Genomic DNA, 22516 nt, shown 5'->3' with positions numbered 1-22516 from the left:
TCCGGGGGCAGCATGCGCCCTTATCCCACCGCCGGCGTGAAGCGCGCGCGTATGTGTGGCGTCCGGATACGACGACGCCGGCACAGGGCCGGCGTCGTCGGGTACTTCAGGCTCGCGGCAGGATCACTCCTGCGCGGCGTCCTCGCTGCTGGCCGCAGCCGGGGCGCCGTCGGTCGTGGCCGGGGCGGCAGCCGCCACCTCGTCCTCGTCCTCTTCGATGGAGGCATCCATGCGCTCCACCGCCTGCAGCTTCTCGTCCTTGGACAGGCGGATCAGGGTGACGCCCTGGGTGTTGCGGCCGACGCGGCTGATTTCCGAGCCACGCGTACGCACCAGGGTGCCGCCATCGGAGATCAGCAGGACTTCGTCGCTGGAGCCCATCAGCACCGCGGCGACCAGCTTGCCGTTGCGCTCGGTGGTCTGGATGCCGATCACGCCCTGCGTACCACGGCCCTTGCGCGGGTAGTCCGGCAGCGGGGTGCGCTTGCCATAGCCGTTCTCTGTGGCGGTGAGGATGTACTGCACGCTGGTGTCGTCAGCGCCGTCGATCACCGCATCGCCATTGGCGGCGGCTTCTTCGACACCGTTGTCGTCCTCGTTCTCGTCCTCGATGCCACCGGCACTTTCGGCCACGATCAGGCTGACCACTTCCTCGCCGGCCGGCATCTTGATGCCACGCACGCCGGTCGCGGTACGGCCCATCGAGCGGACCTTGTCCTCGCCGAAGCGCACGGTCTTGCCGTTGGAGGCGAACAGCAGGATGTCGCGCTCGCCGTCGGTCAGGCCGACGCCAACCAGCGCGTCGCCCTCGTCGAGGTTGATCGCGATCTTGCCGCGGGCCAGACGGAAGGCGAACTCGCCCAGCGGGGTCTTCTTGACCGTACCGTTCTTCGTGGCGAAAAACACGAACTGGCCATCGGCGTACTCGCGCACCGGCAGCACGGCCTGCACGCGTTCGCCCGGTTCCAGCGGAATCCAGTTGATGATCGGACGGCCACGAGCGTTGGAACCGGCTTCGGGCAGCTGGTAGACCGGCAGCCAGAACACCTTGCCCGAACTGGTGAAGGTCAGCAGCGTGTCATGCGTGTTGACCAGCCACAGCTGTTCGATGAAATCCTCTTCCTTGGTCGCCGCCGCACTACGGCCACGGCCGCCACGGCGCTGCGCGCGGTACACGCTCACCGGCTGGCGCTTCACGTAACCGGCGTGCGACACGGTGACCACCACGTCTTCCGGCGCGATCAGGTCGAGGATGTCCAGGTCTTCTTCGCTGTGGCGGATCTCGGTACGACGCTCGTCGCCGAACTCGGCCTTGACGCTGACCAGCTCTTCGCGGATCACCTGCAGCAGGCGGTCGGGGTCTTCCAGGATGTGGATCAGCCCGGCGATCACTTCCAGCAGCTGCTTGTACTCGTCGGTCAGGCGGTCCTGCTCCAGCCCGGTCAGGCGGTGCAGGCGCATTTCCAGGATCTGGGTGGCCTGGATCTCGGTCAGCTGGTAGCCGCCCTCGATCAGGCCCACGCCCTTGGGCAGGTCTTCCGGACGCGAGGCTTCGGCACCGGCGGCGCCCAGCATCGCACCGACCAGGCCCGGCTCCCACACGCGCGCCAGCATGCGCTCGCGTGCTTCGTTCGGGTTCGGCGAGGTCTTGATCAGTTCGATCATCTCGTCGATGTTGGCCAGCGCGACGGTCAGGCCTTCCAGCACGTGGGCACGGGCACGCGCCTTGCGCAGCTCGAACACGGTGCGGCGGGTGACCACTTCGCGACGGTGGCGGACGAACGCCTCCAGCATCTGCTTGAGGTTCATCAACTGCGGGCGGCCATCGACCAGCGCCACCATGTTGATGCCGAACACCGATTCCATCTGCGTCTGCTGGTACAGGTTGTTCAGCACAACCTCGGCAGATTCACCGCGCTTGATCTCGATGTAGATGCGCATGCCGTCCTTGTCGGACTCATCGCGCAGCTCGCTGATGCCTTCGATCTTCTTTTCCTTGACCAGCTCGGCGATCTTCTCGATCAGACGCGCCTTGTTCACCTGGTAAGGAATCTCGGTGACGATGATCGATTCGCGGCCGTTGTCGGCCACTTCGATATCGGCCTTGGCACGGATGCGCACGCGGCCACGGCCGGTGCGGTAGCCGGCGACGATGCCGGCGGTGCCATTGATGATGCCGGCGGTCGGGAAATCCGGACCCGGGATGTATTCCATCAGGCCGTCGACGTCAATTTCCGGGTTGTCGATCAGCGCGATGCAGGCGTTGATCGATTCGCTCAGATTGTGCGGCGGGATGTTGGTCGCCATGCCCACCGCGATACCGGCCGAACCATTGACCAGCAGGTTCGGGAACCGGGTCGGCATGACCGTCGGCTCCAGTTCCTTTTCGTCGTAGTTGGGCTGGAAATCGACGGTTTCCTTGTCGATGTCGGCCATCAGCTCATGCGCGAGGCGCGACATGCGCGCTTCGGTGTATCGCATCGCTGCGGCGGAGTCGCCGTCGATGGAGCCGAAGTTACCCTGGCCATCGACCAGCATGTAGCGCAGCGAGAACGGCTGTGCCAGGCGCACCAGCGTGTCGTACACCGACTGATCGCCATGCGGGTGGTACTTACCGATGACGTCACCGACGATACGCGCCGACTTGAAGTAGGGCTTGTTGCTGTGCGCGTTCAGTTCATTCATCGCGAACAGCACGCGGCGATGCACCGGCTTGAGGCCGTCGCGCGCATCCGGGAGCGCGCGGCCCACGATCACGCTCATGGCGTAATCGAGGTAGCTCTTGCGCATCTCGTCTTCCAGGTTGACCTGGATGATTTCCTTGGCGGTTTCTGCCATTCGGGTTCCGTTGTCTGGTAGCGGTCCAGTCCGGCGCAGCCCTCTGCGGGAGGGGGTCGTGCCGGAACCTCGATTCAACCTGTGGATACTACCACAACAGGCCGTTTTCCGCCTCCCTTTACGGGGATTTTACCGGCACAAATCAGGAACTTAGGGCCCCATACCGCCCCTGTAGAGCCGAGCCCATGCTCGGCTGCGGCGGATTCGCTGGCTGAGCCGAGCGTGGGCTCGGCTCTACAGACATCCGCGACCCTGCCCGCCTCAGCCGCCGAAGGCGGCGCGCATGTTGTCGGCGGTCGGGTTCAGGATCACGCCGCGCTCGGTCACGATGGCATCGATCAGCTCGCCCGGAGTGACGTCGAACACCGGGTTCCAGGCGGCGATGCCCTCGGCCACGGTGCGGGTACCGCCCACGCCGTACAGCTCGCCCGGATCGCGCTGCTCGATCTCGATCTGGCTGCCGTCCACAGTTTCCATGTCCACCGTCGAGGACGGCGCCACGACCATGAACTTCACGCCGTGGTGGCGCGCGGCAATGGCCAGCTGGTAGGTACCGATCTTGTTGGCGGTATCGCCATTGGCGCAGATGCGGTCCGCACCCACGATCACCCACTGCACAGCACCGGTCTTCATCAGGTGCGAGGCGGCCGAATCGGCAATCAGGGTGGCGTCGATGCCATCCTGCTGCAGCTCCCACACCGTCAGGCGCGCGCCCTGCAGCCACGGCCGGGTCTCGCCGGCGAACACGCGGGCAATGCGGTGCTGGGCCATGCCGGCACGGATCACGCCCAACGCGGTACCGAAGCCGGCGGTGGCCAGCGAGCCGGTGTTGCAATGGGTCAGCACGCCGCTACCGGCCTCGATCAGGCCGGCGCCCAGCGCACCCATGTGGCGGTTGGCGGCCAGGTCTTCCTCGGCGATGGCCTGCGCCTCCGCTGCCAGCAGAGCCTTCCAGTCGGCACCGGCGGCATTCAGGCAGCGGCGCATGCGCGCCAGCGCCCAGGCCAGGTTGACAGCGGTCGGGCGCGACGCGTTCAAGCGCTGCAGCGCCGGCTCCAGCTGCTGCAGCGCATGCGCGCCATCAGCGGCCTGCACGTCACGTGCGGCCAGCACCACGCCCCAGGCCGCGGCAATGCCGATGGCCGGCGCGCCACGCACGGTCAGCGCGTGGATGGCGGCGGCAACCTCGTCACTGTCATGGCAGACCACGTGCTCGACCACGAACGGCAGCTTGCGCTGGTCCAGCAGTTGCAGGGCATCGCCGGTCCAGAGGATCGGGCGGATGTGGTCATAACGGGCGTAGTCGATGTCGGAGGCAGTGTTCATGGGCCCATTGTAGGGCCACGCCCCGCGCGGTTGGAGCCTGCCCCGGCTCAATTCACCGAGAATTCGGCGCGGCAGCCGCCGTCCACCCAGATCCCGTTGCGGTTCCAGCCCCAGGTGTTACCTTCCTCGCACGGGGTGCTGGACAACTGTTCGGTGACGACGGCGCCGACCGAAATGCTCGCGCCACAGAAGCGGCGCTTCTTCGACTTCGACTCGCAGGTCAGGCGGCGCGGCACGTCGACAAAACGGCCGTCCTCGTCCGCCACTTCGAAATCGCCCTGGCAACCACGGCTGGTCCAGACTTCATTGCGCTTGTAGCCCCAGCCCTGCCCTTCGCGGCACGGCAGCACCGAGAGCTGGCGCAGCAGGCGCACCGGCGCCCCGTCCAGGCGCACCGGGCAACTCTGCGGGCGGCCATTGGATTCGCAGCGCACCACACGGCGGACCAGGCGCTTGCCTTCCGTTGCCGCAGGCGCTGCACCTTGCGCTCGACGCGCACGGAACTCGGCCCGGCAGCCCAGGGTGACCCACACGCCACTGCGGTCGGTGCCCCACTCGCTGCCACGGATGCAGCTGTTGCTGGACAGCTGGCGCACAAGGTCGATGCCATTGCTGACGTCGATATCGCAATGCACCCAGCCCATGTCGCGCGATTCGCAGGTCACCACTTCGCCGTCATAGCCCGCCTGCTGGGCCGACGCCGATGACGGCAGCCAGGCACCCCAGAGCGCGATGGAGTACACCGGTGCAGCGACAACCGCAAACCACTTGACCAAAGCCTTCCCCAGCAGGAATGGATGAACTGCGTGCCAGTGTCCGGCATCTGCCGTGATAAGAGCATCATCCCGCTTACCGAAGCAAGCGCAGAAACGCGGAATTCCGTTCAGTCTTCGATGTTCAGGAACGTGCGCACCGCGCTCACGCGTGGGCGAAGTCGTAGGCCAGCACATCGGCGATACGCGGCGTGCGGTTCATCGCCATCAGCAACCGATCAACACCCACCGCCACGCCGGCGCAGGCAGGCATCGAGGGCAATGCGGCCAGCAATGCTTCGTCCAGTGCCGGCTGCACCTGGCCGCGCTCATGGCGGCGCTGCAGGTCGCGCTGGAAACGCGCACGCTGCTCGTGGGCGTCGTTCAGTTCGTGATAGCCGTTGGCCAGTTCCACTGCCCCCAGGTACAGCTCGAAACGCTCCGCCAGCGGCGGCGTGCCTGCACGGATGCGTGCCAGTGCGGCCTGGCTGGCGGGCCAGTCATGGACCACGGTCATCACTGTGTCATCGAAGTGCGGCTGGATGCGATGGGTCATCAACAGGTCCAGCCAGTCATCGCGGGTCAGCCCGACCGGGTCGATGTGCACCTCGCCCAGCGCGGCACGCAGCGCGGCCTCATCAGCATCGAACGGATCCACGCCCACATGCTGCTGGAACAGCTCGCGGTAGCTGAGCACACGCAGCGTCGCACTGCGCCCGACCAGAGCCAGCGCCTGGCCAACCAGCTCGGCGGTTTCCTGCACCAGGCGATGGTGGTCCCAACCGACCCGGTACCACTCCAGCATGGTGAACTCCGGATTGTGGCGGCCGCCCGCCTCGCCATTGCGGAACACCCGGCCCAGTTCGTAACAGTCACCCACGCCCGCCGCCAGCAGGCGCTTGAGCGGATACTCCGGCGAGGTGCGCAGCCAGCGGCGGCGTCCGCCGGCATCGACATGGCCGGTGAAATCGGTATGGAAGCTGTCGATATTCGGCTCGGTGTTGCCGGCCACCGACAGGATCGGCGTCTCCACCTCCAGCACGTCGCGCTCGGCGAAGAAGCGGCGCACCAGCGCATTGAGCGCGGCGCGCTGCTGCAGCATGCGCAGCAGGGCCTCGCTCACAGGATGCCCTCCGGGCGCGGGTGGTCCAGCGGCAGAGTCAGCAGATCGCGGGTGTCATCGATGTAGCCGCTGGCCAGGTACAGGCGCCGGGCCAGTTCGTTGTGGTGGTTCACTTCCAGGCGCAGGCGACTGACGCCACGACCCCGTGCGCGCTGTTCGCAGATGGCCAGCGCCTGCTTGCCGCGGCCACGACCGCGCGCGCGATGGCTCAGGTACAGCTCGTCCAGCAGCATGAAGTGGCCGCCCTGCTCCAGGCTGAAGCCCATCGCGATCACTGCGTAGCCGACCACCTCGCCCGCCTCGTCCAGCCACAGCAGTACTTCGCCATTGCGCGGGTCAGCCAGCAGCGCATCCACACCGCGACGCACGCGCGCGTCATCGAAGTCGATCCTGTCTTCGGCGTAGAACTCGCGCATCAACGCGATCAGCAGCTCTTCGTCAGCTCGGGTAGCCAGGCGGAAATCCAGCGGGGCGGTCTGCATCGGTGTTCCTTTGTGTTTCATGCCGGGCGCAGGGGCACCCGGCGGGGTCATCATTCGTGTTCGGCAAGATAGGCCAGCAGGCGGTCTTCGTCCCACACCGGCACGCCCAGCGACTGTGCCTTGTCCAGCTTGGAGCCTGCCTCTGTACCGGCCACCACAAAGCTGGTCTTCTTCGAGACGCTGCCGGAGACCTTGGCGCCCAGCGCCTCCAGGCGCTCCTTGGCGGCATCGCGGGTGAGCTGCGCCAGGGTGCCGGTGAGCACCACGGTCTGCCCGTCCAGCGGGCCCGCAACGATCTCGGCCAGCGCCGGCGCCTTGGCCAGGATCTGCTGCATCGCCTTCTCGGCGGCCAACAGCATCGCGCCATGGCCTTCGGCGTCCAGCCACTCCGCTAGACCGCGCGCAGTGTCGTCCGGTAGGCCGGCGTTGACGAACTGGCCATGCTCGGCGTCGAGCACCGCCTGCGCGCCAGGCAGCGCAGCCACCAGCTTTTCCGCGCGCAGGCGGGTAATGCCGGGGATCTCCGACTCGACCAACAGCTGCGCCAGATCCAGGCCCTCGCGCAGCTTGGCACTGGGCGCGTGCACATCGCTGATGCGCACCTGGCCAACCTGCAACAGGTCATCGATGGCCTGCTGGTTGCCCTGCTGCTCGAAGAAATGGCCGAGCGAGCGCGCCACTTCGCCACCGATGTCCGGCACACGCTTGAACAACGGCCACGGCAGATGGCGGATCAGCTCCAGGTCACCGAACCACTGCGCCAGCGCCTTGGCCGTGCTTTCGCCCACATGCTCGATGCCGAGCGCGAACAGCAGGCGCTCCAGCGTGGCATCACGACTGGCGTCGATCGCCGCGATCAGGTTGTCGGCCCACTTGGTGGCGATCTTCTTCGTGTTCCATTCGAAGCTAGCCGGCTGCACCAGCGCCCGCGCACGCCAGCCCGGATCGTTGCCGTCCAGCTTCAGCACCGCATTGAGCACCGCACCACTGCCCTCGGCGGGCAGGTGCAGCTTCAGCGCAGCGGCCAGTGCTGACGGATCCTCGGCGTCCAGTACCAGTTTCAGGTGCAGCAGCTGGTCACGGCTGAGGCGGTACAGGTCGGCCACGCTCTTGACGATGCCGGCGTCGACCAGGGTTTCGATGTACTTGTCACCCAGGCCATCGATGTCCATCGCGCGGCGCGAGGCGAAATGGGCGATGGCTTCCTTGCGCTGCGCCGGGCAGGACAGTTCGCCCGAACAACGCCACGCCGCTGCCCCCTCCTCACGCACGATCTCCGAGCCACAGACCGGGCAGCGCGTCGGCATCTGCCACGGCGCGGTGCCCTGCGGGCGGCGGTCGAGGATGACGCTGACCACTTCGGGAATGACATCGCCAGCACGGCGCACGATCACGCTGTCGCCGACGCGCACATCCAGGCGTGCGATCTGGTCGGCGTTGTGCAGCGTGGCGTTGGACACGATCACGCCGGCCACAGCCACCGGCGCCAGGCGCGCGACCGGTGTGGCCGCACCGGTACGGCCGATCTGGATCTCGATCGCCTCCACCGTGGTGCTCTGCTCCTGCGCCGGGAACTTGTGCGCGATGGCCCAGCGCGGCGCGCGCGAAACGAAGCCCATCGCCTGCTGACCCGCACGGTCATCGAGCTTGTAGACCACGCCATCGATATCGAACGGCAGGCCATCGCGGCGCTCACCGATGTCGCGGTAGTAGCCGAGCAGGCCGTCGGTGCCGTCCACCACCTTGCACAGCTCACTGACCGGGAAGCCCCAGGTACCGAGCTGGGCCAGGGTGCCCGAATGGGTGTCCGGCAGTTCGCCGCCCTGCACTTCGCCGGTGCCGTAGGCGAAGAAACTCAGCCTGCGCTGCGCACTGATCTTCGGATCGAGCTGGCGCAGCGAGCCGGCCGCGGCGTTGCGCGGATTGGCCAGCACCTTGCCACCGTGCTGGCGTGCACGTTCGTTGTAGGCCTCGAAATCGGCGCGCGCCATGTAGACCTCGCCGCGTACCTCCAGCACATCTGGCCAGTCCTTGCCGTGCAGGCGCTTGGGAATGTCACCGATCTCGCGCAGGTTGGCGGTCACGTCCTCGCCGGTACTGCCATCGCCACGGGTCGCGCCGAGCACGAAATGACCCTCTTCGTAGCGCAGGCTGATCGCCAGGCCGTCCATCTTCGGCTCGGCCGAGAACCGCAGGCTGCGACGACCCAGGCGCTCATCGATGCGGCGCACGAAATCGGCCACTTCTTCATCGCTGAAGGCATTGGACAGCGACAACATCGGTACCGCGTGGCGCACCTCCGGGAAACGGCCGGAGGGCCGCGCACCGACCTGCTGGGTCGGGCTGTCGGCACGGGCCAGTTCCGGGTGCTCGCGCTCCAGCGCTTCCAGCTCGCGCACCATCCGGTCGTAGTCGACGTCAGGGATCTCCGGCGCGTCCAGCTCGTGGTAGGCGCGGTTGGCCTGGGCGATCTGCCGGCGGAGGTCTTCGGCGCGTTCGGCTGGGCTGGGGCTCATCGGGATCCGGTGGTTCTGGGATGGCCGGGAATTCTACCGCGCCCGGCCGTCAGGCCCGGTAACGGCCCCGCTTCTGTAGCGTCGAGCCATGCTCGACTGCCCCCCCCCTCCGCTCTGGCAGGTGCCAACCGTCTCCCTCGTTCCGGTAGGTGCCAACCTTCTCCCCGCTCCGGTAGGTGCCAACCTTGGTTGGCACGTCTGTAGTCGAGCACGGCTCGACGCTGCAAATGCAGCTTGCCGCCCACCCTCACCGGCGCTAGCGTGCGACGGTCTGCCCTTCGGAATCCTGCCCGTGCCCCCGCTCGCTTCCCGTCGACGCTTCCTGCAACTGGCCGGTGCTGGCCTCGCCGTCGCCGGCAGCGGGCTGCCGCAGCTCGGCCATGCCCAACCCGCGACAGCCGCCGCCCCCGCCCCCGCCGAAGGTGCGGTGCTGCTGAATTTCAACGAATGCCCCTACGGTCCCTCGCCCGCAGCCCAGCAGGCGGCACGCGACAGCATCGCCGGTTGCGGCCGCTACCGTTTCGCACTGGCCGGACAGGTGCGCGACGCCTTCATCGAACAGGCACGCATTCCGGCTGATCACGTGCGGTTGTATCCGGGTTCCAGCGAACCGCTGAACCGTGCCGCCGTGCTATGGACCGGCCCGCTGGCGGGACTGGTAGTCGCCGACCCGACCTTCGAGACGCTGGGCGAGGTCGCCGCCGCACACGGTGCGCACGTGCAGAAAGTGCCGCTGCGCGACGACGGCGCACATGACCTGCGTGCAATGGTTGCCGCCGCGCATGCACGCCCGACCGGACTGCTGTATGTGTGCAACCCGAACAACCCGACCGGCTCGATCAGCCCACCGGATGAGCTTGCCTGGCTGCTGGCCCACAAGCCCGCCTCCACCCGCGTGCTGCTGGACGAGGCCTACCTGCAGTACAGCGAGCAGCCGAGCCTGATTGCGCAGGTGGCGCAGCGCGACGACCTGATCGTGTTGCGCACGTTCTCCAAGCTTTATGGCATGGCCGGCCTGCGACTGGGCGTGGCGGCCGCGCATCCCGACCGCCTGCGCGAACTGGCCAGCCTGGGCGACAACCCGCTGCCCGTGCCGGCACTGGCCGCTGCACTGGCCAGCCTGCGCGATCCGCAGTTGATTCCTCAGCGCCGCCTGCAGAATGCCAAGGTGCGGCAGGCCACCATCGCGTGGCTGGGCAAGCGTGGTTTCAGCTGCGTGCGGTCGGAAGCGAACTGCTTCGTGGTCGACGTCCAGCGCGATGGCAGCGCGTTCGCCAAGGCAATGGCCGACAACGGCGTGGTGATCGGGCGAAGCTGGCCGATCTGGCCACAGCGCGTGCGCGTGACCGTCGGCACCGAAGAGGAGATGGCCGCGTTCCGCAATGCGTTCGCGAAGGTGGCCGGCGTACCGGCCTGACCCTGTTGGTGGGGGCGAACCTTGGTTCGCCCCATCCACGCATGGCGCGGATCTACTGTTGTGGGTGCCAACCGTTGGTCGGGGTGGGTGCCGACCGTTGGTCGGCACGCCATGGCGCTTACCAGCGCGGGGTCTTGGTCAACGGCGGAGCCTGGTGCTGACGGTCATAGGCGCGCAGCTCGTCACGGATGTGCGCGATGCGCTGGCGCCCCAGGGCGTTGCGGCTGTCATCCAGCACAACGCCATCCAGCAGCTCGGCCATGCGCTGCACGGTCGGCAGCATTTTCTCCCAGGCATCCAGCGCGGTCAGCGGCGCCGGCAGGGTCAGGAAGAAGGCGATGGCCGGGGTCTCCATGGCACGGATATTGGCCATGTCGAAGCTGCCCGGCTTCATGATGCTGGCCATCGAGAAGATCGGGCCGCGCTCGGGGTGGCCTTCCACCAGGCGGTGGAACACGTTCATGTGGCCGAACACCAGGCCGGTCTTTTCGGCCGCCACCACGATGTCTTCGCCACGCAGCTGTTCGCCGGCCCGAGCGGCCACGAACAGCGAGACGATCTTGTCGAAGTCCTGGGTGGCGCGCTTGCCGAGGTCGCTGGCGCCCGGATCGGTTTCGCCCAGGCCGAGTTCGGCCTGCTCACCTTCCGTGCCCATGCCCGGTTCGACGCGGCCATCGGCCACGGTGACGCCGTCTTCGCCCAGCACCGGCTCGCGGCGCTCGCCGCTGTTCGGTTCCGCGCTTTCCACGCGGCGGCCCTGGGGCTTCTTCTTCGGACGGCCAAACAGGAAGATCGCGGCGATCAACAGCAGGCCGGCGGCCAGGATGCCGATGCGCAACAGTGCCGTGTCGGACATTCGATAGGTTCTCCGGCTAGTTCATTCAGGTAACTAGGATGGCACGTCAGGCCGCGCCCGCCAATCGCGCGGCTTCTTCCAGGTCCACGCTGACCAGGCGGCTGACGCCCGGCTCGCGCATGGTCACGCCCGACAACTGGTGCGCGGCCTCCATCGTCGCCTTGTTGTGGCTGACGAACAGGAACTGCACCTTTTCGCTCATTTCCTTGACCATGTTGGCCAGGCGGCCGACGTTGGCTTCGTCCAGCGGCGCATCCACCTCGTCCAGCAGGCAGAACGGTGCTGGATTCAGCTGGAAGATGGCGAACACCAGCGCCACCGCAGTCATCGCCTTTTCGCCGCCGGACAGCAGCGAGATGCTGGACACGCGCTTGCCCGGCGGACGCGCCATGATGGTCACACCTGTGTCGAGCAGGTCTTCACCGGTCAGCTCCAGGTAGGCGTGGCCACCGCCGAACAGGCGCGGGTACAGCGCCTGCACGCCGGCGTTGACGCGGTCGAAAGTGTCCTTGAAGCGGCCACGGGTCTCGCGGTCGATCTTGCGGATCGCATCTTCCAGGGTTTCCAGCGCCGTGGTCAGGTCGGTGTGCTGCGAATCCAGGTAGTCCGAGCGCTGCGACGCCTCACCGTACTCGTGGATGGCGGCCAGATTGACCGGCTCCAGCCGGCGCATGCGGCCATCGATCTGGTGCACGGCCTGCTCCCAGTCGCCCAGGCGGGCATCCTCGGGCAGCGCATTGAGCACGTCCTGCAGTACGAAACCGGCCTTCTCCACCGCCCCCTGCAGGGTCTCCGCGCTGAGCACCAGCGCCTGCTGGTCCAGCTTGCGCTGCGAAATGCGTTCGCGCTGGGCCAGCGCCTGTTCGTCGCGCTGGTGGCGGGTCTGTTCGTAGTTGCGCAGTTCGGCATCGATGCCGTCCAGCAACGTGCGCGCCTCGGTCAGCACGCGGTCGGCGCGCACGCGCTCTTCCAGTGCATTCTGATGTTCGGCCTGCAGCGCTTCGACCGGCGAATCGCCCTCATCCAGCTGCGAATGCAGTTCGCCCAGGCGCGAATCCAACTGCCCGCGCTGGGTACCCATGCGCTCCAACGCCTGGCTCAACGAGGCCAGCTGTGCCCGCTGCGATTCCAGGGTCAGGGCCAGCGAGTGCGACCGCTCGCGCACCGCACGTGCAGCGTCGCGGGCCAGGTCGCGGGCCTCGGTCAGCTGGCGGCGCTCGCCCTCCAGCCGCTGCCGGGTCGATTCCAGGTCGCCCATGCTGCTGACCGCGTTCTCCAACCGCGAGCGCGCCTCACGCGCCTGCTCGTTGTTGGCTTCCAGCGTGTCCTGCAGCTGCTTCAGCTCACCTTCGATGCGGTCGATGCGCGTGCGCGCGGCCTCCACCTTGCCCTGCTGGCCCTGCAGCTGGCCGGCCAGTTCAGAGACCGCGCGATGGGCCTGGTACAGCGCACGCTGCGCGTCTTCGCGCTGCTGTTCGGCGGCCTGCAACTGCTCACGGAAGCCTGCCAGCTGTTCCTCCAGCTCGGCCTCGCGGTCCTGCAGCTGCTCGATCTGCTCACGCAGTTCGTTGATCTCACGTTCGCGCAGCAGCGCGCCCTGCTGGGCCGCACCGGAACGCGATACGCGCAGCCAGCCCTGACCCAGGCGCTCGCCACTTTGGGTGATGATCGAATCGCCTTCCGGAAGGCTGGCCTGCAGCGCCTTGGCTTCGGCCAGATCCCTGGCACCGTGCAGGTGCGCCAGCAGGCGCCGGATCGCTGCCGGGCCACGCACGCGTGCAGCCAGCGAGGTCGGCGCGACCTTCAGGTCCGCGCCATCGTTGGCGACCAGTGCAATGTGGCCCTCGCCCAGTTCGCCCAGCGCGTCGACCAGGCTGGCCGGGTCATCGACCAGCACGCCTTCGATCAACTGGCCCAGCGCGCTTTCCACCGCGTTTTCCCAACCGGCATCGACATCCAGGCGTTCGCCGACACGTGCCGCCGAGTCCAGCCCACGCGCCTTCAGCCAGGCCACGGCAGCGCCCTGCTCCTGGCCCAGCGCGGCCTGCTGCAGGGTTTCCAGCGAAGCCAGGCGACCGCGCAGGCCGTTGGCCTGCTTGCGCAGTTCAGCCAGTTCGTTCTGGCCATTGCGCTGCTGCTCCTGCACGGCCGTCACGCCCTGCTTGCGCAGCTCGACGTCTTCACTCATTTCATCCAGTGCGGCCTTCTGCGTGTCGTGCTGCAGGTGCAGCTGCTCGAAGGCTTCTTCCAGCGCGTCCACGTCCAGGCCTGCGCGTTCGGCGGCCAGGGCCTCGCGACGCCGGTCGGCGTCGAGGATCTGCTTGTCCAGGTAGTCCACGCGCGTGCGCTCGACATCGCCGGCGCGCGAGGCTTCCGAACTCTGCGAGGTGTGCTGTTCCCAGCGCTGCTGCCAGCTGGCCAGCCGCTCTTCAGCCTCACGCAGGCTTTCCTGCTTGATCTCGTTTTCTTCCTGCAGTGCTTCCAGCTGCGGAGTGGCGGCCTCCACCGCCTCGCGCAGCACCCTCAGTTTGGCCTCGTCGCCGCTGATGTGCTGGCCCAGTTCAGCCAGCGCCTGCTGGGTTTCATCGCGCGCCTTGTGCAGGCGCTGCGACAGCTCGCGCTGGTGCTGGATCTGCTGTTCCAGGCGCGCCAGCGTGCTGCCGACCTGGTAGACCGCCGCCTGCGCGGTGTTGAGCGCATCGGCGGCCTCTTCGCGCCGCGCGCGCGAGGTCTCGATGCGGGCCTCGGCATCACGCTGGTCAGCGATCAGCTGTTGCAACCTGGTTTCTTCCTGCGACAGCCCTTCGCGCAGCTTCGACAGGCGCCCGTCGAGGCCACGGAATTCCAGCGCCTTCCATTCGGCATCCTTGACCCGGCGCTCTTCCTGCAGCGCCTGGTACTGCTCGGCCTGCTTGGCCTGGCGCTTGAGGTGCTCCAGCTGCTTGCTGATCTCGTCGCGCAGGTCGCCCAGCCGGTCCAGGTTCTCGCGGGTGTGGCGGATGCGGGTCTCGGTCTCCTTGCGGCGCTCCTTGTATTTGGAGATGCCGGCCGCCTCTTCCAGGTAGACGCGCAGGTCTTCCGGGCGTGCCTCGATGATCTGGCTGATCATGCCCTGCTCGATGATCGAGTAGCTGCGCGGGCCCAGGCCGGTGCCGAGGAACAGATCGGTGATGTCGCGGCGGCGGCACTTGGTGCCGTTGAGGTAGTAATTGCTGGTGCCGTCGCGGCTGACCGTGCGCTTGACCGAGATTTCGTTGAACGAGGCGTACTCGCCCGAGATCGTGTGGTCGGAGTTGTCGAAGATCAGCTCGACCGTGGCCTGCGAGACCGGCTTGCGCGCGTTGGACCCGGAGAAGATCACGTCGGTCAGCGAGTCGCCACGCAGGCGGCTGGCCGAGCTCTCGCCCATGACCCAGCGCACGGCGTCGATGATGTTCGACTTGCCGCAACCATTGGGCCCCACCACGCCGGTCATGTTGGTCGGCAGGTGCAGGGTGGTCGGATCGACGAACGACTTGAAGCCGGACAGCTTGATCGTGGAAAGACGCATAGGGGTTCCGGACTGGGGCCGGCAAGCGGCCTGCGTTTACCCTCCAAGCCATTGATCCTGTTGGGATCGATGCCCGTGGAACGGGTGTGACGCCCTGAGTATACCGATGTGGCCGTGTTCTACGAATGGGCGTGGAACATTGTCCAGCCCCACCCCGTCGGCCAGAGGTGGCCCGACACCACGAAACGGAGCCATAAAACAAAACGGGCACCCTTGCGGGCGCCCGTTCTGCGGTGATGCCAGGCCTTGCGGCGTGGGATCAGGCTTCGGCGACGACGACAACCTTGACGGTGGTCTCGACGTCGGCGTGCAGGTGGATCAGCACGTCGTACTCGCCGATGTTGCGGAAGGCGCCTTCGCCCAGGATGACTTCGCTCTTGCTGACCGGCAGGCCGGCAGCGGTGAAGGCATCGGCGATTTCGCGGGCGCCGACCGAGCCGTACAGCTTGCCTTCGGTCGAAGCGTTGGCCGGGATGGTCACGCTCGCGCCGTCCAGCTTGGCCTTGCGGGCGTCAGCTTCGGCGTGGATGGCCTGGGCCTTGGCTTCGTACTCGGCGCGCTTGGCTTCGAACTCGGCCTTGTTGCTCTCGGTGGCCGGCACGGCCTTGCCCTGCGGCACGAGGAAGTTACGGCCGTAGCCCGGCTTCACGTCGACCAGGTCGCCCAGGTTGCCGAGGTTGGTGACTTTCTGCAGGAGGATCAGCTGCATGGTATTGCTCCAGATGAGTTATTCGTTAGCGAGGCGATGCCCCGCAACAAAGGCTGTCCGAATAGCTGGCACAGCGGGGGCGGCACCGGGCCGCCCCGCCGGGCATCAGACGTCGTGGTTGTCGGTGTACGGGATCAGGGCCAGGAAGCGAGCGCGCTTGACGGCGGTCGCCAGCTGGCGCTGGTACTTCGACTTGGTACCGGTGACGCGGCTCGGCACGATCTTGCCGTTCTCGGTCAGGTACTGGCGCAGGGTGTTGAGATCCTTGTAGTCGATCTCCTTCACACCTTCAGCCGTGAACTTGCAGAACTTGCGGCGACGGAAGAACTTGGACATGGGAAGGCTCCTTAGGCGGCAGAAGCGGCGTCGTCGCCGGCTTCGTTGTCAGCGGTGGTGGTGGACTCGCCTTCTTCGTCGTCACGACGACGGCGCTCACCGCGCTCCGGCTTGTCACCCTTCTCGTCCTTGCTCTTCATGATCAGCGACTGCTCGGTGTCAGCCTCGTCACGCTTGATGACCAGGTTGCGCAGCACGGCGTCGTTGAAGCGGAAGCTCTCGGTCAGTTCGTTCAGAACGGCCTGGTCGGCTTCGATGTTCATCAGCACGTAGTGGGCCTTCACCAGGTTCTGGATCGGGTACGCCAGCTGGCGGCGGCCCCAGTCTTCCAGACGGTGGATGGTGCCGTTGCCGTTCTCGACCAGCGACTTGTAGCGCTCGATCATGGCCGGGACCTGCTCGCTCTGGTCCGGGTGGACCATGAACACGATTTCGTAATGACGACTCATGTTTTTTCTACCTTTCGGATGTGGCCTTGCGGCCGGACAGCCCCCCGCCGTTGAGACCGCGGTGGGGCAAGGGTTCCCGCCGGGTAGGCAGGAAGCCGCGCATTATGGCGCAGATGGGGAGGATGGGCAACCGGGGGTACCCGACATGCTGAACCGGGGTGCCCTGCCCCGGTGCCGATCAAGGTCGGCACCCACCAGGCGGGTAGCGCCGGGCCATGCCCGGCGGCCGGCCGTCAGGCCTTGTCGGCGTCGGTGGTGAAGCTCTCGCCGCAGCCACACTCGGCGGTGGCATTGGGGTTGCTGAACGTGAACGTCTCGCTCAGGCCGTGCTTGCCGAAGTCGATCACGGTGCCGTCCACCAGCGCCAGGCTCTTGGCGTCGACGTAGATCTTCACGCCGTCCTGGTCGAACACGGTATCGCCCTCGCGCTCGTCGCGGGCCAGGTCGGTGATGTGACCCCAGCCGGAGCAACCGGTCTTGGTCACGCCGAAACGCAGGCCCAGCGCGCCGGGGGTCTGGGCGACGAAGCGCTGCACGCGCTCGAAGGCAATGGGGGTCAGGCTGACGGCCATGGGGCTACTCCAGAGGTACGGGGACATTATAAGGAGCCATTGCCGCGAAAAATGCCTCGCAAGCAGAACGCTGCAACCGGTAAACTCCCGTGTTCACAGATCGAGTCGATCAGCAGAGGATTCAAGTCATGACGGTGGTCAGCGTTGAACATGCGCTTGCCGGGAAGATCCCGGAAGGCGGCGAAGTCACGGTACGCGGATGGGTGCGCACGGTGCGCGGTTCAGCGAATCTGGCTTTCGTGAATGTGAGCGACGGCTCCTGCTTCGCCCCGATCCAGGTCGTGGCCGGCGACGGCCTGGCCAACTTCGACGAGATCAAGCGCCTGACCAGCGGCTGCTCGGTCATCGCCACCGGCACCCTGGTGAAGTCGCAGGGCAAGGGCCAGTCGTTCGAGATCCAGGCCAGCGCACTGGAAGTGGTCGGCTGGGTCGAAGACCCGCTCACCTACCCGATCCAGCCCAAGCCGATGTCGCCGGAGTTCCTGCGCGAAGTGGCACACCTGCGCCCGCGCACCAACCTGTTCGGTGCGGTCACCCGCATCCGCAACTGCCTGGCCCAGGCCGTGCACCGCTTCTTCCACGAGAACGGCTTCAACTGGATCAGCACCCCGATCATCACCACCTCCGACGCCGAAGGCGCCGGCCAGATGTTCCGCGTGTCCACCCTGGACATGGTGAATCTGCCGCGTGACGAGAAGGGTGCGATCGATTTCAGCCGCGACTTCTTCGGCAAGGAAACCTTCCTGACCGTGTCCGGCCAGCTGAACGTCGAGGCCTACTGCCTGGCGCTGAGCAAGGTCTACACCTTCGGCCCGACCTTCCGCGCCGAGAACAGCCACACCACCCGCCACCTGGCGGAATTCTGGATGATCGAGCCGGAAATCGCCTTCGCCGACCTGGCCGAAGACGCACGCCTGGCCGAAGAGTTCCTGAAGTACCTGTTCCGCGCGGTGCTGAACGAGCGCAGCGACGACCTGGCCTTCATCGCCGAGCGCGTGGACAAGAACGCGATCACCAAGCTGGAAGACTTCATCAACGCGCCGTTCGAGCGCATCGACTACACCGATGCGGTCACCCTGCTGCAGAAGTCCGGCAGGAAGTTCGACTTCCCGGTCGAATGGGGCCTGGACCTGCAGACCGAGCACGAGCGCTGGCTGACCGAGGAACACGTCGGCCGCCCGGTGGTGGTGACCAACTATCCGGAGCACATCAAGGCCTTCTACATGCGCCTGAACGACGACGGCAAGACCGTCGCCGCGATGGACGTGCTGGCCCCGGGCATCGGCGAGATCATCGGCGGCAGCCAGCGCGAAGAGCGCCTGGACGTGCTGGATGCGCGCATGGCCCAGTTCGGCCTGGATCGCGAGCACTACAGCTGGTACCGCGATTTCCGCCGCTATGGTTCGGTGCCGCACGCCGGCTTCGGCCTGGGCTTCGAGCGCCTGGTGGTCTACGTCTGCGGGCTGTCCAACATCCGCGATGCGATCCCCTACCCGCGCGCCCCCGGCAGCGCGGACTTCTAAGCCCCACACGACCACGGAGGTACGGCTCCCATGACCCTGTTCTTCGCCCTCTGTTTCGTCGGCGTTGCAGTGGCCGGGTTCAGTGCCTTCGTGATCTTCTGGCCGCTGACCCTGGTGCATGTGCGCGACCGCCATCCGGCGCTCGCCGAGCGCTTCGGCAGCGGCGCCTTCCTCAAGCCCGATGCCCTGGCCTGGCTGCTGCGCCGCGACTATCGCAAGCAGCCGGACCGCTCGCTGTCCGGGCTGGCGACGCCGGCCTGGGTATCGCTGCTGACCCTGCTGGCCGGACTGGGCATGGCCGCCCTGCTCTGGCTGGCCTCGCTCTGGTAACACACCCATGAATGACATCACCGCCTCGCGCGACAGCTGGTGGCTGGCCAGCCTCGGCAACACCCTGATCTGGGCGCGCCTGCGCGTGCGCCCGGCCGGCACCGCCGAAGTGCTCGACAGCGATGGCAACACGCTGAGCTATGACAGCGAAGACACCGCCCGTTCGCAGCTGTTCGACGCCGAGTTCGTCGAGTACGACGGCCTGGACGAAGAAGACGCGCTGGTGCGCGGCTTCAGCCTGCACGAAGTGCAGCCGCCGCAGGCCGACAGCGACGAGGGCCTGCGTGGCCGCATGATCCAGTCGCTGGGCGGGCGCGCCTGAACCCAGCATGTTCACCCCGCGCGCCTTCGCCGAGACCGACCTGCTCTGGCTGGACCGCCTGCTGGCGCGCGATCCATTCGTCACCGTGCTCACCCCCGGCAGCGATGGCCTGCCGGAGCTGACCCGGATGCCGGTACTGTACCGGCGTGACGGCGAACAGATCGAACTGCGCGGCCACTGGGCCCGCGCCAACCCGCAGTCGCGCCACAGCGGCGCGGCCAAGGTGCTGGTCGACGGCCCACACGGCTATGTCTCGGCCAGCTGGTACCCGGACAAGGAACCTGCGGCGCGGGTGCCGACCTGGAACTACGCCGCCGCCGAACTGCGTGGCCAGCTGCAGACCTTCGACGACACTGATGCGCTGGCCGAACTGGTCGGTACGATCAGCGACCGTTTCGAAGCCAGTGTCGGCCAGGCCTGGCAGTTCGATGCCACGCGTGCCGAACACGGCCCGGAGCTGCGCGCCATCGTCGGCTTCCGTTTCCAGGTCGAGCAGGTGCAGCTCAAGCTCAAGCTGAGCCAGAACCATCCCGACGCCAACCAGCGCGCCGTGATCGCCGAACTGGAACAGCTCGGCACCCCCTCTTCCACCGAGTTGGCGCAGTGGATGCGCTGGCACCGCGAACAGGCCGCCCGCAGCGACTGAACGCTCCAGATTCCCGCGACGACGCAGCCGGATGGCTGCGGCGCGCCCCCACCCGACGCCAGGGACCCGTACATGAAAGACATCCACAAGCTGCTGCAGAACAACCGCGACTGGGCCGACCGCATCGAGAAGGAAGACCCCGAGTTCTTCCACCAGCTGGCCAAGCAGCAGCACCCGGAATACCTGTGGATCGGCTGCTCCGATTCGCGCGTGCCGGCCAACCAGATCATCGGCATGGCCCCGGGTGAAGTGTTCGTGCACCGCAACGTCGCCAACGTGGTCGCCCACACCGACCTGAACTGCCTGAGCGTGGTGCAGTACGCGGTGGACCAGCTGAAGGTGAAGCACATCCTGATCGTCGGCCACTACGGCTGCGGCGGTGTGCATGCCTGCCTGCACAACACCCGCGTCGGCCTGGCCGACAACTGGCTGCGCCATGTGGGCGACGTGATGCAGAAGCACACCGGCATCCTCGATGCGATCGAGACCGATGAGCTCAAGCACGCTCGCCTGTGCGAACTGAACGTGATCGAGCAGGTTGCCAACCTGTGCCGCTCGACCATCGTGCAGGACGCCTGGGCCCGCGGCCAGAAGCTGATGGTGCATGGCTGGGTCTACAGTCTGAAGGACGGACGCGTGCGCGAGATGGGCATCGACGTCGGTTCGCAGGAAGAGCTGCAGCCGGCGTATGAAAAGGCCCTGTCCTACATTCCGCGCAAGGGCAAGCGCGACTGATCCCTTACGGATGACCACCATGCTCGCTTCGCCGATCAACCTGCACGCCTGGATCGAAGAAAACCGCCACCTGCTGAAGCCACCGGTGGGCAACAAGATGATCGACAACGGCGACTTCATCGTGATGGTGGTGGGCGGGCCGAACTCGCGTACCGACTTCCACTACGACGAAGGCCCGGAGTGGTTCTACCAGCTCGAAGGCGAGATGGTGCTGAAGGTGCAGGAAGACGGCGCGGTGCGCGACATTCCGATCCGCGCCGGCGAGATCTTCCTGCTGCCGGCAAAGGTGCCGCACTCGCCGCGGCGTCCGCCCGGTGGCATCGGCCTGGTGGTCGAGCGCAAGCGCCTGCCGCATGAGATGGACGGTGTGATCTGGCATTGCGAACACTGCAACCACAAGCTGCACGAAGAGTACTTCCCGCTGCAGAACATCGAAACCGATCTGCCCAAGGTGTTCGCGCGTTACCACGCCAGCCTGGAGCTGCGTACCTGCAGCCAGTGCGGGCACGTGGATCCGCTGCCGGTGCCTGCGGCGGGCTGAGCCATCGAACGGTCGTTGCCCACCGTGGTGGGCGCTTGCTCGCTCCCGCTATGGTAGATGCCCACCTTGGTGGACGCTTTCTTGTACGTGCGCCAACCACGGTTGGCGACTACCGGATCACACGGCGATGGTGCCGGGCCGGCTGCAACCGGGCCATGCCCCAGGCGCTACACTGGCGGTCCCGTTGCAGCCTGTTGCCCGACCATGTCCGACCTGCTCAGCCGCACCCACGCCATCGCCCTGGACGCCGCCGATCCGCTGCGCCCGCTGCGCAATGAATTCCTGATTCCGCGCCATGGTGGCGGCGAGCAGACCTACTTCGTCGGCAACTCGCTGGGGCTGCAGCCGCGTGGCGCACAGGCGGCCGTGCAGGAAGTGATGAAGCAGTGGGGCGAGCTGGCCGTGGAAGGCCACTTCACCGGCCCGACGCAGTGGCTGTCCTACCACCGTCTGGTGAGCGCGCAGCTGGCCCGCGTGGTCGGAGCATTGCCCAGCGAAGTGGTGGCGATGAACACGCTGAGCGTGAACCTGCACCTGATGATGGTCAGCTTCTACCGGCCAACGGCCGAGCGCCCGGTGATCCTGATGGAGGCCGGTGCATTCCCGACCGACCGTCATGCGGTGGAAGCACAGATCCGCTTCCATGGTTTCGACCCGGCCGAGTGCCTGGTGGAAGTGCAGCCGGACGAAGCCAACGGCACGATCTCACTGGCCGCGATCGAGCACGCCATTGCCGAACACGGCCCGCGCCTGGCGTTGGTGCTGTGGCCGGGCGTGCAGTACCGCACCGGCCAGGCTTTCGACCTCGATGCGATCACCCGTGCTGCCCGCCTGCAGGGCGCACGCATCGGCTTCGACCTGGCGCACTCGGTCGGCAACCTGCCGCTGCGCCTGCATGACATCGCACCCGACTTCGCCGTGTGGTGCCACTACAAGTACCTCAACAGCGGCCCTGGCGCGGTTGCCGGCGCCTTCGTGCACGAGCGCCACCATCGTGACACCAGCCTTCCGCGTTTCGCCGGCTGGTGGGGCCATGAAGAGTCCACCCGCTTCCAGATGGCACCACAGTTCACCCCGGCCATCGGCGCCGAAGGCTGGCAGCTGAGCAACCCGCCGATCCTCGGCCTGGCACCGCTGCGTGCCTCGCTGGAGCTGTTCGAGCGTGCCGGCATGGAGGCGCTGCGCAGCAAATCGCTGGCACTCACCGGCATGCTCGAAGCACTCGTACGCGCGCGCCTGCCGCAGGTGCTGGACATCATCACCCCGGCCGACCCGCAGCGTCGCGGCTGCCAGTTGTCGCTGCGCGTGATCGGGGGCCGCGAACGTGGCCGCGCACTGTTCGAACACCTGCGCGGCATCGGCGTGCTCGGCGATTGGCGCGAACCCGACGTGATCCGTATTTCGCCCACCCCGCTCTACAACCGCTACCTGGACGTGCACCACTTCGTCGAGGAAGTGGAAGCCTGGGCCGGCCTCTAAGCCGGTCCCTTCCC

The 22516-nt window shown here is 66.9% G+C and carries 20 protein-coding genes; 8 read left to right on the top strand and 12 right to left on the bottom strand.

Going from position 1 to position 22516, the window contains the following annotated elements; all coding sequences use genetic code 11:
• Nucleotides 1-123: 123 nt before the first annotated feature.
• The 6 genes from gyrA to ligA form a co-directional block, all read right to left on the bottom strand.
• Nucleotides 124-2838, bottom strand: a complete 2715-nt coding sequence (gene gyrA / locus AC5QAH_RS02305) for a DNA gyrase subunit A (RefSeq protein ID WP_197598169.1) — start codon at nt 2836-2838, stop codon at nt 124-126.
• A 261-nt stretch (nt 2839-3099) separates the two neighbouring features.
• Complete coding sequence (gene mtnA, locus AC5QAH_RS02300) at nt 3100-4164, bottom strand: S-methyl-5-thioribose-1-phosphate isomerase (protein WP_159360355.1); 1065 nt, start codon at nt 4162-4164, stop codon at nt 3100-3102.
• A 47-nt stretch (nt 4165-4211) separates the two neighbouring features.
• Entirely contained in the window at nt 4212-4940 is a 729-nt protein-coding gene (locus tag AC5QAH_RS02295; protein ID WP_010480486.1) for a DUF3011 domain-containing protein, read from the bottom strand.
• Nucleotides 4941-5082: 142 nt separating this feature from the next.
• Nucleotides 5083-6018, bottom strand: coding sequence for an EF-P lysine aminoacylase EpmA (epmA, locus tag AC5QAH_RS02290; RefSeq protein WP_049482649.1), 936 nt, complete (start codon nt 6016-6018; stop codon nt 5083-5085).
• A 17-nt stretch (nt 6019-6035) separates the two neighbouring features.
• Nucleotides 6036-6521: a GNAT family N-acetyltransferase gene (locus tag AC5QAH_RS02285; protein WP_010480482.1), complete on the bottom strand. Its 486-nt coding sequence runs from the start codon at nt 6519-6521 to the stop codon at nt 6036-6038.
• 50 nt (nt 6522-6571) lie between these two features.
• Nucleotides 6572-9037 carry an NAD-dependent DNA ligase LigA gene (gene ligA / locus AC5QAH_RS02280; protein WP_043398485.1) on the bottom strand — a complete coding sequence of 822 codons (2466 nt, stop codon included), beginning with the start codon at nt 9035-9037 and terminating at the stop codon, nt 6572-6574.
• Between the two features lie 286 nt (nt 9038-9323).
• Between ligA and AC5QAH_RS02275 the strand changes: the two genes are divergently transcribed.
• Complete coding sequence (locus AC5QAH_RS02275; protein WP_423165613.1) at nt 9324-10454, top strand: pyridoxal phosphate-dependent aminotransferase; 1131 nt, start codon at nt 9324-9326, stop codon at nt 10452-10454.
• Nucleotides 10455-10572: 118 nt separating this feature from the next.
• Here the strand turns inward: AC5QAH_RS02275 and zipA are convergent, their stop codons facing one another.
• The 6 genes from zipA to AC5QAH_RS02245 all read right to left on the bottom strand — a co-directional run bounded on the left by zipA (nt 10573) and on the right by AC5QAH_RS02245 (nt 16926).
• The gene (gene zipA / locus AC5QAH_RS02270; protein WP_010480476.1) at nt 10573-11310 is read right to left on the bottom strand and encodes a cell division protein ZipA; all 738 of its coding nucleotides are present in this window, start codon (nt 11308-11310) and stop codon (nt 10573-10575) included.
• A 46-nt stretch (nt 11311-11356) separates the two neighbouring features.
• Nucleotides 11357-14860, bottom strand: a complete 3504-nt coding sequence (smc, locus tag AC5QAH_RS02265; protein WP_010480475.1) for a chromosome segregation protein SMC — start codon at nt 14858-14860, stop codon at nt 11357-11359.
• Nucleotides 14861-15119: 259 nt separating this feature from the next.
• Nucleotides 15120-15569 (bottom strand): 50S ribosomal protein L9, encoded by a 450-nt coding sequence (rplI, locus tag AC5QAH_RS02260; protein ID WP_043398478.1) that lies wholly within the window; start codon nt 15567-15569, stop codon nt 15120-15122.
• Nucleotides 15570-15674: 105 nt separating this feature from the next.
• Nucleotides 15675-15905 carry a 30S ribosomal protein S18 gene (gene rpsR / locus AC5QAH_RS02255; RefSeq protein ID WP_002804494.1) on the bottom strand — a complete coding sequence of 77 codons (231 nt, stop codon included), beginning with the start codon at nt 15903-15905 and terminating at the stop codon, nt 15675-15677.
• Between the two features lie 11 nt (nt 15906-15916).
• Nucleotides 15917-16354, bottom strand: coding sequence for a 30S ribosomal protein S6 (gene rpsF, locus AC5QAH_RS02250; protein WP_006452997.1), 438 nt, complete (start codon nt 16352-16354; stop codon nt 15917-15919).
• A 233-nt stretch (nt 16355-16587) separates the two neighbouring features.
• Nucleotides 16588-16926 carry a HesB/IscA family protein gene (locus AC5QAH_RS02245; RefSeq protein WP_006376495.1) on the bottom strand — a complete coding sequence of 113 codons (339 nt, stop codon included), beginning with the start codon at nt 16924-16926 and terminating at the stop codon, nt 16588-16590.
• A gap of 128 nt (nt 16927-17054) precedes the next feature.
• On the opposite strand from AC5QAH_RS02245, the gene asnS reads away from it, so the two are divergent.
• From asnS to kynU, 7 genes are all read left to right on the top strand, one after another.
• A complete protein-coding gene (asnS, locus tag AC5QAH_RS02240; RefSeq protein WP_049482475.1) occupies nt 17055-18449 on the top strand; it encodes an asparagine--tRNA ligase in 1395 nt (464 codons plus the stop codon).
• A gap of 30 nt (nt 18450-18479) precedes the next feature.
• Nucleotides 18480-18779: a hypothetical protein gene (locus tag AC5QAH_RS02235; RefSeq protein WP_043398470.1), complete on the top strand. Its 300-nt coding sequence runs from the start codon at nt 18480-18482 to the stop codon at nt 18777-18779.
• Between the two features lie 7 nt (nt 18780-18786).
• Complete coding sequence (locus tag AC5QAH_RS02230) at nt 18787-19101, top strand: hypothetical protein (protein ID WP_006453002.1); 315 nt, start codon at nt 18787-18789, stop codon at nt 19099-19101.
• A gap of 7 nt (nt 19102-19108) precedes the next feature.
• The gene (locus AC5QAH_RS02225; protein ID WP_043398467.1) at nt 19109-19747 is read left to right on the top strand and encodes an FMN-binding negative transcriptional regulator; all 639 of its coding nucleotides are present in this window, start codon (nt 19109-19111) and stop codon (nt 19745-19747) included.
• A gap of 72 nt (nt 19748-19819) precedes the next feature.
• Nucleotides 19820-20482, top strand: a complete 663-nt coding sequence (gene can / locus AC5QAH_RS02220; protein WP_010480460.1) for a carbonate dehydratase — start codon at nt 19820-19822, stop codon at nt 20480-20482.
• A gap of 19 nt (nt 20483-20501) precedes the next feature.
• Nucleotides 20502-21023: a 3-hydroxyanthranilate 3,4-dioxygenase gene (locus AC5QAH_RS02215; protein WP_029379697.1), complete on the top strand. Its 522-nt coding sequence runs from the start codon at nt 20502-20504 to the stop codon at nt 21021-21023.
• 204 nt (nt 21024-21227) lie between these two features.
• Complete coding sequence (gene kynU, locus AC5QAH_RS02210; RefSeq protein ID WP_043398461.1) at nt 21228-22502, top strand: kynureninase; 1275 nt, start codon at nt 21228-21230, stop codon at nt 22500-22502.
• Nucleotides 22503-22516 lie beyond the last annotated feature (14 nt).

It is taken from the genome of Stenotrophomonas sp. YJH_SMC_43 (genome assembly GCF_059372535.1).
This window is presented reverse-complemented; position numbering and strand designations above follow the sequence as displayed.